Origin of the sequence: Herminiimonas sp. NPDC097707 (assembly GCF_044761395.1) — a bacterium.
Classification (GTDB): domain Bacteria; phylum Pseudomonadota; class Gammaproteobacteria; order Burkholderiales; family Burkholderiaceae_D; genus Oxalicibacterium.
The window spans coordinates 581,902-596,560 of the sequence record NZ_JBIWCI010000001.1; the positions used below are offsets into that span (position 1 = coordinate 581,902).

The window sequence follows — 14,659 nt, forward strand, 5'->3', positions numbered from 1 at the left end:
GGTGAGGAGCAATCCTCGCCCTTTTTATTTTTTCAGTGAATCATGCAAACTCATTTGCAATGCGGGCGTTACAGCCTTCCCGTGGCGGCAACTTCGCGCCCTTTGGTCATGGGCATCTTGAATGTCACGCCCGATTCTTTTTCCGATGCGGGCAAATACCATGCTCTGGATGCGGCGATTTCGCATGCCGAGGAAATGATTGCAGCCGGCGTGGACATCATCGATATCGGTGGCGAGTCTACGCGCCCCGGCTCGCAAACAGTGTCATTGCAGAATGAACTCGATCGCGTGATGCCGCTGGTGTATGCGTTGCGCGATTGCGGCAAGCCGCTTTCCATCGATACCTACAAACCGGAAGTGATGCGCCAAACCATTGCAGCCGGTGTCGACATGGTTAACGATGTCAACGGTTTCCGTGCGCCGGGTGCGCTGGAAGCGGTGGCCGATGCGGATTGCGCACTGTGCATCATGCACATGCAAAAAGATCCGCAAAGCATGCAGTTGAAACCCGAATATGAAAATGTGGTGGCTGATGTGACCGCATTTTTACGCGAACGGATAGCGGCGATTGCGCAGATGAACATTGCGCGGGAGCGCCTGTGCATAGATCCGGGATTCGGTTTTGGAAAATCGCTTGCGCATAACATCGCCTTGCTGAAAAATATCGGACAGTTGCAGGCAACACTGGATCTGCCCTTGCTGGCCGGTCTGTCGCGCAAGTCCATGATAGGTGCATTGCTGGAGAAGCCTGTCGAACGGCGTATGGCTGGCAGTCTTGCAGGCGCTTTAGCCTGTGTCGCACAAGGTGCACGTATCGTACGCGTGCATGATGTCGCTGAAACGGTGGATGCATTGACCGTGTGGCACGCAATCAACCAATAACAAATTCAAACTAAAAATGACAAGAAAATATTTCGGTACCGATGGTGTACGCGGCAAAGTAGGTGTTTCTCCGATCACCCCGGACTTCGTGATGCGCCTGGGCTATGCCGCCGGCAGCGTACTGACCAAATTTGAAACTACCAAAACACCGGGCAGCCGGCCGACGGTATTGATAGGCAAGGACACGCGCATTTCCGGTTACATGCTGGAGGCGGCACTGGAAGCAGGTTTCTCCGCTGCCGGAGTGGACGTCATGCTGGCCGGACCTGTACCGACGCCGGCTGTGGCATACCTGACGCGCACATTGCGTCTGTCTGCCGGTGTCGTCATCTCTGCCTCGCACAATCCTTACGACGATAACGGCATCAAGTTCTTTTCCGCTTCCGGCAATAAATTAGCTGATGCCACTGAGCTGGAAATTGAGGCTGCACTGGATGTGCCTATGTCATGTGTAGCATCGGAAAAGCTGGGTCGTGTCAAACGTCTGGACGATGCGCGCGGGCGTTATATCGAATTCTGCAAAAGCACTTTCCCGAATGAGCTGGATTTGCGCGGCACGAAAATCGTCGTCGATTGCGCGCATGGTGCGGCCTACCATATCGCGCCCGATGTTTTTCACGAGCTGGGTGCAGAGGTCGTGGCAATCGGCAATCAGCCTAGCGGCTTCAATATCAACGATAAGGTGGGCGCCACGGCACCGGCCGCTCTGGTCGAAGCAGTACGCGCCAACCAGGCAGACATCGGAATTGCACTCGATGGCGACGCCGATCGTTTGATCGTGGTCGATGCATCCGGCCGTATTTTCACTGGCGATGAGATGCTCTACATCATGGTCAAGGATCGCATGAGTGTGCAGACTGTTGCAGGTGCGGTCGGCACGTTGATGACGAATATGGCGCTGGAAGTGGCGTTCAAGAAAATGGGTATCGGCTTCGTCCGTGCCAATGTCGGCGACCGCTATGTGCTGGAAGCCCTGCAGGAACGCGGCTGGTTGCTGGGCGGAGAAGGTTCTGGCCATATGCTGTTTCTGGACAAGCACACGACTGGCGACGGTATCATTTCTGCGCTGCAAATTCTGTCTGCATTGAAACGCAGCGGCAAGACCCTGGCGCAATTGACGGCGGATATCGCGATGTTTCCGCAAACGTTGATCAATGTAAAGGTAAGGCCCGGTTTCGACTGGAAGAAGAATGCCGGTTTGCTGGCTGAAAAAGAACAGGTTGAAGCAGAGTTGGGCGATGAAGGTCGCGTCCTGATCCGTGCTTCCGGAACTGAGCCATTGATCCGTGTCATGGTCGAAGCAAAGAATGGTGAAACGGCCGATAAAATGGCGCGCCGAATCGCCGCTACATTAACGGTATAAGTTTTTGCAAAATGTTGATGTCGATTTCACTTTAGTCGTTGACTGATGTCGGATATTGAAGTATTATTTCGTTCTTCGGAGTGTAGCGCAGCCCGGTAGCGCACCTGGTTTGGGACCAGGGGGTCCAAGGTTCGAATCCTTGTACTCCGACCAGAATTTAAAGGACTAGCCTAATCGCTAGTCCTTTTTTTTGTCTGAATTTTTATCCATTATTTCCAATGCTCAATGACGGGCATTCGGCTTGTTGCTCATCTGCTTTCTTTTGGCAAGCATGGATATTTCACGGTACTTATTCTTCGTTGCAACGGTGGTCCGGCGGCGATGCAGCAATCCGGATGAATGACATGGTATTGTTATCGTATTGATTTCAACGGGACGAAAACCATGCATGCAATGAGCTTATCTACGGCAGTTCCACCATCGTGTGTGTCATTCACTCCAGCAGTGCTGATCCGCGCCCACAAGGCGCCAGTGCCAGCGCCAGTTGAAGAACCTTTGCCGGGAGAGCATCCGGTTCCACAAGAAGAGCCGGTTCCATCGCCTAATCCGGAAGTGGACAATCCACAGCACACGCTTTCCTGATTTGCCGTCTCCATAAGAGTCTGATGATTTCAATTGACGTAAAAACGATCGAGGCTGCGTGATGGAAAAACAGCAAAACTGGAGCACCGAACAGTACAAGGGGATGGAAGTTCACGTCACGGTTTTACAAAAAGAGGGCGTGAAAGACAAATGGGACTATACGGTCAGAATTTGCGAGCCGGGAGTGGATGCGACAGCAGAAAGCGAACTGGCTGCAGAGTCTGGTGACGATGCGGATTATATTTCTGCGAATGAGGCTTTGGCGGCGGGTTTTGCCAAAGGATATGCAATGGTGAACGAGCTTAGAGAATAGAAGCTTGGGTTTTGACACTCAGTATTATTCTGCGACGTGGAATCAAAGTCAGCCAAAAATAATCAAGGCAGAGTCGAAAAATACGGAGTGCGAGTAGGAGGTGGTCTGCCCAGCAGGAATCGAACCTGCGACCCTCAGCTTAGAAGGCTGATGCTCTATCCAACTGAGCTATGGGCAGAAACGGTTTGCGGCGGCATGAAAAGTAATGCTGTACTGCTCAAAGAGCGCCTGACGGTATGCCGCAAAGGTGCTGCATTATGCCTTTTTTACCGTGAGGTTTCAATGCTGCAGACAGTGAGAAGCATGTTACGTCTCGATTATGTGCATCGCCTTGGCATCTTGAGTAGGGCAATCATCGTTTCAATCAAATTCAATGCTTTGAAATTTTTCACCGGATAAAGTGTAGATATCAGGTTGATATTTGCACGGCATCAAGAATTTAAATTCCGCATTAAAACTGCATTAAAAAATGCATCAAAAAGGAGCTTCCATGTCATCTCATCACGAAAAAATGTTGCACCAGGCGGTGCAACTTGCGCAAGAAAATCGCGAGCGAGGCGGACGGCCATTCGGCGCAGTATTGGCGATCGATAATGAAGTTATTGCAGTCGGTGTCAATAATATTGTGCATAGCCACGATCCGACGACACATGCAGAAATGGAAGCGATACGTAGCGCCAGCCAGCGCTTGGGACGGTCTAACCTGAAAGGCAGCGTGATCTATGCAAGTGGTCACCCATGCCCTATGTGTCTGGCTGCCATGGTCCTGACTAGTGTGGACGCTGTCTACTACGCATTTGACAATAAGGATGCGGCACCTTATGGGTTTTCCAGCGATGCGGCTTATCAAGCATTGAACTTGTCGCTGCTGTCGCCACCTTTGCCGCTTGTACGGCTCGATGTCGGCATCACTGCTGCGCAGTTGTATGGCGCGCAAGGCGAATGTGCGTAAGTTGATTTAATCTGAATCTGTTTAGCGCAATGCGGGATTGAGCAGGCCTGGCTTTGGTGACAGCAGATCTGGCAGAAGACCATGTTCGAGAAGGGCGGCTACTTAGCGTAATGGAAAATTGGTGCCGACATTTGCTGGATTGCACGCTTGCTATTCCAGTCGCCACTTCTCCAGGGTATTTGCGTTAGTCATTGACACTATGAGGTACTCGCAGTGATCGCCTCAATTTGATGGAGAATTTTTGCAATCATTGATAAGGCATTGAAGATGTGTATGCCTTTTTCAATAAGCTGTTAGCTTATTTCATTTTTTTCATTCACTATTTTTAACAAGCGCTCATCCATGCACTCACAAGCTCACGATCAGATTGTCGGCATTTTGCTGGCGGCGGGAAAAGGTGTGCGCTTTGATCCGTCCGGCGCGCAAAACAAATTGCTGCAAACGACCGTGAGCGGTGAAAAAGTCGTGATCGCAGCTGCAACAGCATTGCTGTCTGCGCTGCCGCTTGTCACCGCAGTTGTGCGCGACGTGAACGATGCAGTCGCCGTCGAATTATCAAACTTGGGGTGCCAGCTTGTTGCTTGTCCTGATGCGGACCAAGGCATGGGTATCTCTCTGGTTTGCGCATTAAAGCAAAACCGACATGCAGCAGGGTGGGTCATTGGCTTGGGTGACATGCCTGGAGTGCAAACGACAACGATTGCAGCGCTGGCAAACGAACTCAGGAATGGTGCCGATATAGTTGTGCCGTTTTATAAAGGCGCTCGAGGCAATCCGGTGGGTTTTGGTGCAAAGCACATATCAGAATTATTGCTCCTTGCCGGTGATCAGGGTGCACGCGCCTTATTGAAAACCCATCCGCTTGCAAGGGTCGAGGTCAATGATCCGGGTATCCATTACGACATCGATACTTCAGCAGATCTGGGATCTTCGGCTGGCTAGTTAAGGTGGGCCCGCAAAAGTGTTGGGGTCGGAAAGTATGTCGACGATCCGATCAAAGACCAGCCGGATGCGCGCCGGCACCGGTCCGCGTTGCGGGCGATAAACGTAGAGATCCCAAGGAACAGGCTGATAGTCGTCCAGCACAGTCACCAGGCGGCCGGAACGAATGTGCGGCTCTGCCTGATGATTCGATAATTGCCCGTAGCCGATCCCGGCCAGCACAGCATCACATTCCACTTCAGGATCGTCGCTAACCAGCGTTGGCGAAGCCAGGGTAAGCGGCTGGCTGTCGGCAAAATACCAGGGCCATATCCGTCCCGTATTGCCATCCATTAATGCCGTGGTTGGCAGCCCCAGTAAATCCTGGGGTGTGGTCGGTTTGCCCCGAGTGGCTACAAGTTCAGGGGTCGCAACGACAAAAAAAGAGACTTTTCCTACCGAACGTGCCACAAGGCGGCTGTCCCGCAGTGGGCCAATACGCACGCCGATATCTATTTTTTTATCGACGACATCGGCAAGCAGATTGGTCACGCCCAGCTCCAATTTGATTCCGGGATACTGGCGTATCAGCGGCAGCAGTAACTTCAACAGGTGGCGCCGTCCGATTGGACTTGGTGCAGTGATGCGCACCAAGCCTTCCAGGTTTGTATCCGATAGAGGATTGGTGTGATGAAATAGCTTGTCGACCCCCGTTACCATCTCGCGGGCATGCTCCGCCAACTGTGTGCCAAACTCGGTTATCTGGATGCCGCGGGTATTACGGTGAAAAAGAACTTCGCCCATCGCCTCTTCCAGCTCCTTGACTGCACGGGTGATCGCCTGGGGCGATGTTCCGAGACGGGCAGCAGCTTCCTTGAAGCTGCTTGCATCCGCTGCGGCGCAAAAAAGGCGAAGCATTTCCAGGCGATTCAGCATGTCTTGTTTCCCTTTTATTTCTTATATGGCGGCAAGCTATGCCAATAGAATTCCAGATTATGGAATTCTTAAATCTTAACATTTTCATTTATTGCTGGTTCGCGACTGCTGATACTAAGGACGCTATCCTGGTAATCCGCGTTTCATCCCCTCACTCTTTTTTTTAAATCATGGCAAATCTCAATATCAACGGCAAACAACATCAAATCGACCTGTCTGACGATACTCCCTTGCTGTGGGCATTACGTGACCACTTGGGGATGACCGGTACCAAATTTGGTTGCGGCATGGCTTTGTGCGGCGCATGCACGGTGCATCTCGATGGCCAGCCCATACGATCTTGCATCACACCGGTTTCCGCCGCAGCCGGGAAGCGGATTACCACCATCGAGGCAATGGCGGAGGATAGCGTCGGCAAAGCTGTGCAACAGGCGTGGACAGATCTTGGCGTACCGCAGTGCGGCTATTGCCAGTCAGGACAAATCATGTCCGCCACGGCGCTCTTGAAAACCACACCGCATCCGACCGATGCAGAAATTGATTCGGCGATGAGCGGCAATATTTGCCGATGCGGTACCTACACACGTATTCGCGCTGCGATCAAACAAGCCGCTGGAAAGAAAGGTTAAAAAAATGAGCACCGTATTTCAACCTGAAGATAAAGACAGCAATCTAGCCGCTGACCTGTCATTGCCCTCGATGACACGACGCACCTGGCTCAAAGGTGTAGGTGCGCTGACCGGCTTGGTACTGACCGTCGGCACATCCGGCATCGTGCGTGCAGCAAGCAGCGCTGAAATCAAAAAGTATGGCGGCGACGCCATGCCGGGCGGGCTGGTTGATGACACGCTGGTCTTCGTATCCATAGGCACCGACGGCATTGTCACTATCGTTGCGCATCGTTCGGAAATGGGGCAAGGCGTGCGCACCAGTTTGCCTATGGTCGTCGCCGACGAGCTGGAAGCGGACTGGAGCAAGGTACGTGTCGTACAGGCGCTCGGTATTGAAGAAAAATACGGCAACCAAAACACCGATGGCTCGCGCAGCATGCGCCAATCGTTCGAACCTATGCGTCGTGTCGGCGCAGCAGCGCGCCAGATGCTGGAAATGGCTGCCGCACAACAATGGAATGTAAAGCCGGAGGAAGTGCGCGCGAAGAATCACGAAGTCGTTCACGCCAAAACCGGACGCCGCCTCGGCTATGGTGCACTGGCAGAAACTGCTGCAAGAATTGCACCGCCTGCCGGCAAGGAACTGCGACTTAAAAAACCAGCGGAGTTTCGCTATATAGGCAAGGAAAGCACACGCGGGATCGACGTTCAGAATATTGTTACCGGCAATACGCAGTACGGCATCGACACGCGCCTGCCCGGCATGCTGTATGCAGTCATTGCGCGCCCGATGGTGCTCGGTGGCAAAGTTGCCAGCTTCGACGCATCTGCAGCATTGAAAGTGCCAGGCGTGATTCAAGTGATCGAGTTAAAAAGTAGTCCACCACCTGCTTCCTTCCACCCGCTGGGAGGCATCGCCGTCATCGCGAAAAATACCTGGGCGGCCATCAAGGGGCGCGAAGCGCTCCAGATCACCTGGGACGATGGCAAGCACGCCAGCTACAACTCAGTCGAATATAAAAAGACCTTGCAGGAAGCCGCACGCAAACCGGCAAAGGCGGTGCGCAACAATGGCGATACGATGACTGTCTTGTCCAAATCATCGCGTCGTATCGAAGCCGAATATTATCTGCCGCATATCGCACACGCTACGATGGAGCCGCCGGCAGCAACCGCGCAAATCGTCAACGGGAAATGCGAAGTGTGGGCCTGCGTGCAAGCGCCGCAAGCCACGCGCGAAATCGTGTCTGCACATCTCAAGCTCAAACCTGAGGATGTCACCGTGCATGTAACGCTGCTGGGTGGCGGTTTTGGCCGCAAGTCCAAGCCCGATTTCGCGGCAGAGGCCGCCTTGCTTTCGCAAGCGATGAAGGGTGTGCCGGTCAAGGTGACGTGGACGCGCGAAGACGATATCCGCAACGACTATTTTCATACGGTTTCTGTCGAGCGGCTGGAAGTGGCACTGGACGCGAGCGGCAAGCCGACTGCATGGCTACATCGTACCGCCGCGCCCACCATCGCCTCGATATTTAGGGAGGGTGCCAAGGGCGAACAGCCATTTGAGCTGGGCATGTCCGCAGTCAACATTCCTTTTGCGATACCGAACTTCCGTGTGGAAGCGCCTGAAGTAGAAGCGCACACCCGCATAGGCTGGTTCCGCTCGGTCTCCAATATCCCGCATGTCTTCGCGATCCAGTCTTTCGTGGCCGAACTTGCGGCAGCAGCAAAGCGCGATCATCGCGATTATTTGCTGGAACTGATCGGGCCTGCACGCAAGATCAATCCCAAAGATATGTCGGATGATTGGAATTACGGCGAATCCCCCGAGCGTTATCCGCTCGATACCGGCCGCATGCGAAAAACCATTTCCCTTGCGACCGACAAGGCCGGCTGGGGGCGCAAACTGTCGAAAGGACATGGACTCGGACTAGCGGTCAGCTACAGCTTCGTCACCTACGTTGCCGTCGTCATCGAGGTAGTGGTTGCCGACAACGGCGACCTGTCCATCCCGCGCGTTGACATCGCCGTCGATTGCGGACCGCAGATCAATCCTGATCGCATCCGCTCGCAGCTTGAGGGCGCATGCATCATGGGGCTCAGTCTTGCTCTGAGCGGTGAAATCACGTTCAAGGATGGTCGTGCCGAACAAGGCAATTTCCACGAATACGAGGTCATGCGCGCAATGGATGCGCCGCGCGACATACGCGTCCATTTTATTCATCACGATTTTGATGTGCCTTTGGGTGGCGTCGGCGAACCGGCTACGCCACCGATAGCCCCCGCTTTGTGCAATGCAATCTTCGCTGCAACCGGAAAACGCATCAGGGATCTGCCGCTTCGCAAGCAGTTGAAAGCGTCTTGATCGGATCGCGGAGCACAATCATGGACAGTATCGATCTCGAAGTACTCAAAGCCGCTGACACCTGGCTGGACGACGGACAAGCCTGCGAGCTGGTGACCGTCGTCCAGACCTGGGGCTCCAGCCCGCGTCCGGTAGGCGCGATGATGGTTATCCGCCATGATGGTTGCGTCATCGGTTCAGTCTCTGGCGGTTGTATCGAAGATGATTTGATCGCACGTGTCCGTAAGGAAGGTATTACGCGCACCATGCCTGAACTGGTAAGGTATGGCATCAGCGCTGACGAAGCACATCGCTTCGGCCTGCCCTGCGGCGGCACCATTCAGCTGGCGATTGAACCGCTTTCCGACAAGAGCGGCATCAAGCAATTGCTGACGCACGTCATACGCCATGAACTGGTCAAACGTCAGCTGGATCTGGTCAGCGGCGAAGTTCGACTCGTCCCCGCAACCACAGATGCAACACTGGATCTGACTTTCGGAGTCTTGAGCACGATCCACGGACCACGCTGGCGCCTGCTCATCATCGGTGCCGGACAACTGTCGCAATTTCTTGCGCAGATCGCCACTGGTCTGGATTATCACGTAGTAGTGTGCGATCCACGCGAAGAATACCGGCTGACGTGGCAAGTGAATGGCGTCGAGGTCATACACGCGATGCCGGACGATCTTGTCATAGACATGAAAATGGATAGTCGCACGGCGGTAGTCGCTCTCACACATGATCCCAAGCTGGACGATCTGGCATTGATGGAGGCATTGAAGTCAGATGCGTTTTACGTCGGCGCCATCGGTTCGCGCATTAACAATGCACGTCGCCGCGAACGCCTGAAAGAATTCGATCTTAGCGATGAACAATTACAGCGTCTGCACGGCCCGATCGGCCTCTACATCGGCAGCAAAACCCCGGCAGAAATTGCGATTTCCATCCTGGCTGAGCTGACGGCTATTCGCAACAACGTCGCATTACCGGACACAATGAACATTGCATCTGCAAAAGATGTCATTGACCTTCCTCTCCGGCCACTACGAGAACAAGAAAAGACGATGTTATTTCCGTCGAGTGGCAGAGTATCAGCAGATGCTTCGTGAAACGAAACGGCTGAAGGCGTCGTGCAGCATTTTGACCTTCTGCGCCTAGGGTGCAAGTCGAGTGCTTGTTTCAGTGCGCATACTCAATCAGGGCATCACTGACTTGTGGATGCCATGCATGCAACGGCGGATCCAATTCGTGCATTTGCTGTCGCTGCAGCCGCAGTAATTTCTCGCATTTTTCTTCCGAGTGAATACTGGACTCGAAAAGATACGTCCAAGGTCGAAAACTTATCATCCGGATCGGCTGCTTCGGCATAGTTTTGCTATCGTTTCCTAAGTGCTGCGTGCTCCCTATAGTCCCTAATGACTATATCTAATATGCATTATTCCCCACGTTTACGTGGGTATTCTTTGCATATAATGCATATTGAATATATCTTTAAATATTGCTAATCGTGTGAGCTCTGCAGCGTTATTGTTTGCGGCATTCACATGCAATTGTTTTGCACTGATCATATGGTTCATATTCCATGACAATTACAAAAAAAACATTAGTCAATACAAATCCAAAAGCGGTGAAGCCGGGAGGGAAAAGTACGCGTCTGGCCAGCAGCGTCAGTGGCATGGCAGGCCCCAAACCGAAGCTGACCGATCTGGCATACGAGCAGCTTGAAGAAGCGATCATCACTTTGCGTATTCCTCCCGGCTCCGTGATTTCAGAATTGACCTTGAGCGAAATGTTCAACATCGGTCGTACACCGATACGTGAAGCTATCCAGCGTCTGGCGCGCGAACATCTGTTGCTGGTCCTGCCGCAACGTGGTGTGATGGTTCCGGAAGTCGACCTCAAGAAACAGTTGAAGCTTCTGGAAACGCGTCGCGAAGTGGAGCGCCTGATTTGCAAAAGTGCGGCACGCCGCGCTACGCCTGCCGAACGCGAGATATTTGCCAGACTGCACGATGAGTTCATGCATGCTTCCTCCACGAATGACGACGTTGCCTTCATGCGTTCGGATCGTGAGTTTAATGATCTCTCACTGATTGCAGCGCGTAATGAATTCTCTGAAGGTGCGATGCGTCTGATGCATGATTTATCGCGTCGCTTCTGGTACTTCCATTACAAACAGGCGGCTGACTTTCCGGAAGTGGCGCGCCTGCATGCCAATGTTGCCGGGGCTATCGCCAGGGGCAATGTGGCAGCGGCGGGCGAGGGGCTCGACCGGCTGCTGGACAATATCGAAATTTTTGCAAAAGCGACATTGACATCCGACATGTAAGAAGCAGTTTTCGGGATCAATTCGGCAACCGCAAAGAGCATCAAAGAAGGACGCCGTGATCGATGGTGTCGTTTATTTCTTTAGTCAATTACGGACCATCCATCGTGCATCGTCGAGACGGCAGCGCTTGATGATCTACCTCAACTCCTCCTTCACATATTCTCTCCGTGGCCGTTGAACAGGTGGCCGATGTCCGCTGACGTTTGTTCATCATGAGTGCGTCCTTAATCTCTGTACTTGATGTGCATCTGATATATTTGTGCTATCAAGATTGGTATTTGTGCGGTATTGCCGCATAAAGGAAAATCAAAAAATGAGCACATCGAAACGCAAGGAGATGAATATGCAACCGATACCGCGCCTGCATGAGCTGGTGGATACGCTGACTGACTTGTTCGGCGGAATGGATGCCAGGAATGAACAGCAGAAACTTGTCATTGCCGGTGATGCGTTAAAAACACTAGTCGGCACGGATGACTGGCTGCCGGATGAGTTTGCACAGCCGCATCCTCAGTACTACCAGCAATATCTGTTGTATTGCGATCCGCAACAACGATTTTCCATCGTCAGTTTTGTCTGGGGCCCGGGTCAGACCACGCCGATACACGATCACAAAGTCTGGGCATTGATAGGGATGTTGCGCGGTGCAGAACGCGGAGAACGTTTTGTGGCGGGATCGTTGGGGCAGCCGATGCAGTGCATAGGTACCGATATTCTTGTTCAGGGCGAGATTGAAAGCCTGTCGCCAGCATCGGGCGACATACATCGTGTCTCCAACGCTGATGCAAATCGTGTGTCGATCAGCATCCACGTCTACGGTGGGGATATAGGTCAGATTAAACGACACGTTTACGATCAGGAGACCGGGCAGATGCGTGAATTTATTTCCGGCTATGCGAACAGATAATTTGTCGCTGCTCGATTGATGATCAATCGGCAGCCTTGCTGTTGCCGCAGACGCGAATCAGCGTGTCATGCCCATGTCCTGTAAGGCGAGGGCTGGCTGGCAAGTCGCCACGAAGGTTGTCATGCAAGACTTTGTGAGCGTATCGGCTTTTATGATGCTGGTTTGACTACAACAAGCGTCGCTTTCCCGGCGCCATTTTTCCTGTACGCAGATCCATCCATTATTCTCAAGATCGAAGCCGGTAGTTGCCGGTACTGGGTTGCCAAGATGTTTGAGCGGTGGTATTTGTACGCAAGCTGCTTTCCCGGCGTGCACAAAATGGATTGAGATTGTCGGAAATATGAAAACATTAAAATGGGTGAGAGGCAGTCTACTGATCGTTTTTCTTTTACATCTATCCGCCTGCGGCACTCTGCGTGCAATGAACAATACGGAAGCCGGAGCCGGCACTCAGGCCTTGGATGTGTGGAACCGATGGGTGGAATCTGAGGGCGATATCGCGGTTGCCACTACATGGAGCCGCAAAGTGAAGGATGGCGTGTCGATTGCGGAAGTCGAGCAGGCATTCGACAGCGTCGCTGCCGAGGATAATATTAAATCCGTTGGTCAATTCCATCTTTCGCGCGAACTGGAATTACGTACTGGAAAATCCCAGCTCTTTCTCAAAGTGTATTCGTTTTGCAGCCCCGTCATTGCGCGACAGATGATTGATTTCAGCCCGCACATGGCGGCCTACATGCCATGTCGGCTGACGATTGTTGAGCAAGAGGATGGCTTGTGGATTTATTCGCTGAATATGGACATGCTGCTCGGCATGGGTCGAAAGATGCCGCCAGATTTGCATACATCTGTGCATAAGATTCGTGACACGATTTGGAAAATGATGGAAAGGGGCGCGCTTGGGGAATTCTGATCATTTGCTTGACACAGGTAACGATCGTTCGGCACTATTTGCATATATAACTATAAAAGCAAATTGTCATTGATCTCCATATTGGAGTTCAGACTTGGAGACCATATGCATCCTTGTATCAAGACCTTCGGTTTCGCTTGGGCCATGCTCCTTGCATTCAGTGCATGTGCGGCGCAGCCCAATGAAATAACGTTAAACCCTATCAAAGTGTCTCCTCATGTGTATTTCTTTGAGGGTGATTCTGGTATGGCGAGTGTTGCGAACAAGGGTTTCATGTCAAACGCAGGTTTCGTTGTTACCGATGCAGGTGTTGTGGTGTTCGATGCATTGGCCACGCCGCCCTTGGCTCAGGCAATGGTAAAGGCGATCAAAAAAGTGACGTCACAACCCATTCGGCGTGTAATTATCAGCCATTATCATGCCGACCATTTCTACGGCCTGCAGGTATTGAAAGAGCAGGGCGCTGAAATATGGGCGCATGAAAATGGGCGTGCCGCACTGGCTTCTGACGATGCCAAGGCGCGCCTGAAGCAAAGAAGAGCCGATCTTGCACCATGGGTCAACAGCAAGACACGCTTGATCCCTGCAGATAAATGGTTGAATTTCACTGATGCGAAGACGATTGCATTTGAAATGGGTGGCCTGCATTTCCGCGTCATCGACTCCAGCGGAGCCCATTCACCGGAAGACATCATGCTGTTTGTCGATGAAGACAAGGTCTTGTTTGCCGGCGATCTGTTTTTCACAGGCCGGATTCCATTTGTAGGCAGTGCCGACAGCAAGCGATGGCTGGAAGCGCTGGATCGTATGCTGGCAGTAAAGCCTGAATTTGTTATCCCCGGCCATGGACGGATGTCTACCGAGCCTGAAAAGGACATGCAATTAACACGCGAGTATCTGATTTTCCTGCGAAAAAAAATGGGTGAGGCAGTTGCTGACATGAAGCCGTTTGATGAAGCTTATACTGCAGTAGACTGGTCTCGATTTGAAAAGTATCCTGCATTTCAGCAGGCTAATCGTATCAATGCCTATGGCAGTTATTTGCAGATGGAAAAAGAAAGTCTCGGCACTCAATAATTGTGTTGATGTGCTTGCTTAACAGGAGAATGAAAATGAAATTTTTGCATAAAGTCTCCATGGCTATTCTACTGGCTACCATCGGCATGCTTGCTGCCAACGCTGCGGAACGTGAAGAGCGGGTGGTTTATCACATTAACGATAGCGCGGTTGCGACCGCTGCGTTGAACAACATTCGCAATCATTTGGCTGCCAGTCCAAAAGCCAAGATCGTCGTCGTCACTCATGGCCCTGGCATTGATTTTCTGCTGGAAGGCGCGAAGAATAAAAATGGTAATCCCTATGACGCCGTCGTACAGGAACTGGCGATGCGCCACAATGTTGAATTCCGCGTTTGCAACAATACCTTGGAGGCTCGTAAGATCGACAAGGGACAAGTAATACCGGAAGCGACGATTGTGCCTTCCGGTGTTGCTGAAGTGGCGCGATTGCAGATACGTGAAGGGTATGCTTATCTGAAGCCGTGATGACGGCTGGCAGCCAAGGCTGCTGTTCTATGTGTGGGCTGCCGGAATTTGAAGCTGCGTAATTA

General features: G+C 52.3%; 16 protein-coding genes and 2 tRNA genes. 16 read left to right on the forward strand and 2 right to left on the reverse strand.

The window, feature by feature from the left end; translation table 11 throughout:
* The first annotated feature begins 42 nt into the window (after positions 1-42).
* The 5 genes from folP (at position 43) to ACIQW9_RS02745 (ending at position 3,140) form a co-directional block, all read left to right on the forward strand.
* A complete protein-coding gene (folP, locus tag ACIQW9_RS02725) occupies positions 43-882 on the forward strand; it encodes a dihydropteroate synthase (protein ID WP_402332644.1) in 840 nt (279 codons plus the stop codon).
* Between the two features lie 16 nt (positions 883-898).
* Entirely contained in the window at positions 899-2,245 is a 1,347-nt protein-coding gene (gene glmM / locus ACIQW9_RS02730; protein WP_402332647.1) for a phosphoglucosamine mutase, read from the forward strand.
* 76 nt (positions 2,246-2,321) lie between these two features.
* Positions 2,322-2,398, forward strand: a tRNA-Pro gene (locus tag ACIQW9_RS02735).
* 273 nt (positions 2,399-2,671) lie between these two features.
* The gene (locus ACIQW9_RS02740; protein WP_402332650.1) at positions 2,672-2,827 is read left to right on the forward strand and encodes a hypothetical protein; all 156 of its coding nucleotides are present in this window, start codon (positions 2,672-2,674) and stop codon (positions 2,825-2,827) included.
* A 61-nt stretch (positions 2,828-2,888) separates the two neighbouring features.
* Positions 2,889-3,140 carry a hypothetical protein gene (locus ACIQW9_RS02745; RefSeq protein ID WP_011870687.1) on the forward strand — a complete coding sequence of 84 codons (252 nt, stop codon included), beginning with the start codon at positions 2,889-2,891 and terminating at the stop codon, positions 3,138-3,140.
* Positions 3,141-3,241: 101 nt separating this feature from the next.
* On the opposite strand, the gene ACIQW9_RS02750 is transcribed toward ACIQW9_RS02745, so the two are convergent.
* Positions 3,242-3,318, reverse strand: a tRNA-Arg gene (locus tag ACIQW9_RS02750).
* Between ACIQW9_RS02750 and ACIQW9_RS02755 the strand changes: the two genes are divergently transcribed.
* The 3 genes from ACIQW9_RS02755 to ACIQW9_RS02765 all read left to right on the forward strand — a co-directional run bounded on the left by ACIQW9_RS02755 (position 3,291) and on the right by ACIQW9_RS02765 (position 5,034).
* A complete protein-coding gene (locus tag ACIQW9_RS02755; protein WP_402332653.1) occupies positions 3,291-3,539 on the forward strand; it encodes a hypothetical protein in 249 nt (82 codons plus the stop codon). The two genes, ACIQW9_RS02750 and ACIQW9_RS02755, sit on opposite strands and share 28 nt — an antisense overlap.
* A gap of 91 nt (positions 3,540-3,630) precedes the next feature.
* Positions 3,631-4,092 (forward strand): nucleoside deaminase, encoded by a 462-nt coding sequence (locus tag ACIQW9_RS02760; protein ID WP_402332656.1) that lies wholly within the window; start codon positions 3,631-3,633, stop codon positions 4,090-4,092.
* A 342-nt stretch (positions 4,093-4,434) separates the two neighbouring features.
* Positions 4,435-5,034, forward strand: a complete 600-nt coding sequence (locus tag ACIQW9_RS02765; protein ID WP_402332659.1) for an NTP transferase domain-containing protein — start codon at positions 4,435-4,437, stop codon at positions 5,032-5,034.
* Here ACIQW9_RS02765 and ACIQW9_RS02770 read toward each other — a convergent pair whose 3' ends face one another.
* Entirely contained in the window at positions 5,035-5,949 is a 915-nt protein-coding gene (locus ACIQW9_RS02770; RefSeq protein ID WP_402332662.1) for a LysR family transcriptional regulator, read from the reverse strand.
* A 170-nt stretch (positions 5,950-6,119) separates the two neighbouring features.
* On the opposite strand from ACIQW9_RS02770, the gene ACIQW9_RS02775 reads away from it, so the two are divergent.
* From ACIQW9_RS02775 to ACIQW9_RS02810, 8 genes are all read left to right on the forward strand, one after another.
* Positions 6,120-6,578, forward strand: coding sequence for a (2Fe-2S)-binding protein (locus tag ACIQW9_RS02775; RefSeq protein ID WP_402332665.1), 459 nt, complete (start codon positions 6,120-6,122; stop codon positions 6,576-6,578).
* A 4-nt stretch (positions 6,579-6,582) separates the two neighbouring features.
* On the forward strand, positions 6,583-8,922 hold the full coding sequence (locus ACIQW9_RS02780) for a molybdopterin cofactor-binding domain-containing protein (RefSeq protein WP_402332668.1): 2,340 nt from the start codon (positions 6,583-6,585) through the stop codon (positions 8,920-8,922).
* Positions 8,923-8,942: 20 nt separating this feature from the next.
* Positions 8,943-10,010: an XdhC family protein gene (locus tag ACIQW9_RS02785; protein ID WP_402332671.1), complete on the forward strand. Its 1,068-nt coding sequence runs from the start codon at positions 8,943-8,945 to the stop codon at positions 10,008-10,010.
* A gap of 473 nt (positions 10,011-10,483) precedes the next feature.
* Positions 10,484-11,230, forward strand: coding sequence for a GntR family transcriptional regulator (locus ACIQW9_RS02790; protein ID WP_402332673.1), 747 nt, complete (start codon positions 10,484-10,486; stop codon positions 11,228-11,230).
* A gap of 313 nt (positions 11,231-11,543) precedes the next feature.
* Positions 11,544-12,137, forward strand: coding sequence for a cysteine dioxygenase (locus tag ACIQW9_RS02795; protein ID WP_402332675.1), 594 nt, complete (start codon positions 11,544-11,546; stop codon positions 12,135-12,137).
* 340 nt (positions 12,138-12,477) lie between these two features.
* Positions 12,478-13,050, forward strand: a complete 573-nt coding sequence (locus ACIQW9_RS02800; protein WP_402332677.1) for a DUF302 domain-containing protein — start codon at positions 12,478-12,480, stop codon at positions 13,048-13,050.
* Between the two features lie 63 nt (positions 13,051-13,113).
* On the forward strand, positions 13,114-14,127 hold the full coding sequence (locus ACIQW9_RS02805; RefSeq protein ID WP_402332680.1) for an MBL fold metallo-hydrolase: 1,014 nt from the start codon (positions 13,114-13,116) through the stop codon (positions 14,125-14,127).
* Positions 14,128-14,162: 35 nt separating this feature from the next.
* On the forward strand, positions 14,163-14,594 hold the full coding sequence (locus ACIQW9_RS02810) for a DsrE family protein (RefSeq protein ID WP_402332682.1): 432 nt from the start codon (positions 14,163-14,165) through the stop codon (positions 14,592-14,594).
* Positions 14,595-14,659: the final 65 nt, after the last annotated feature.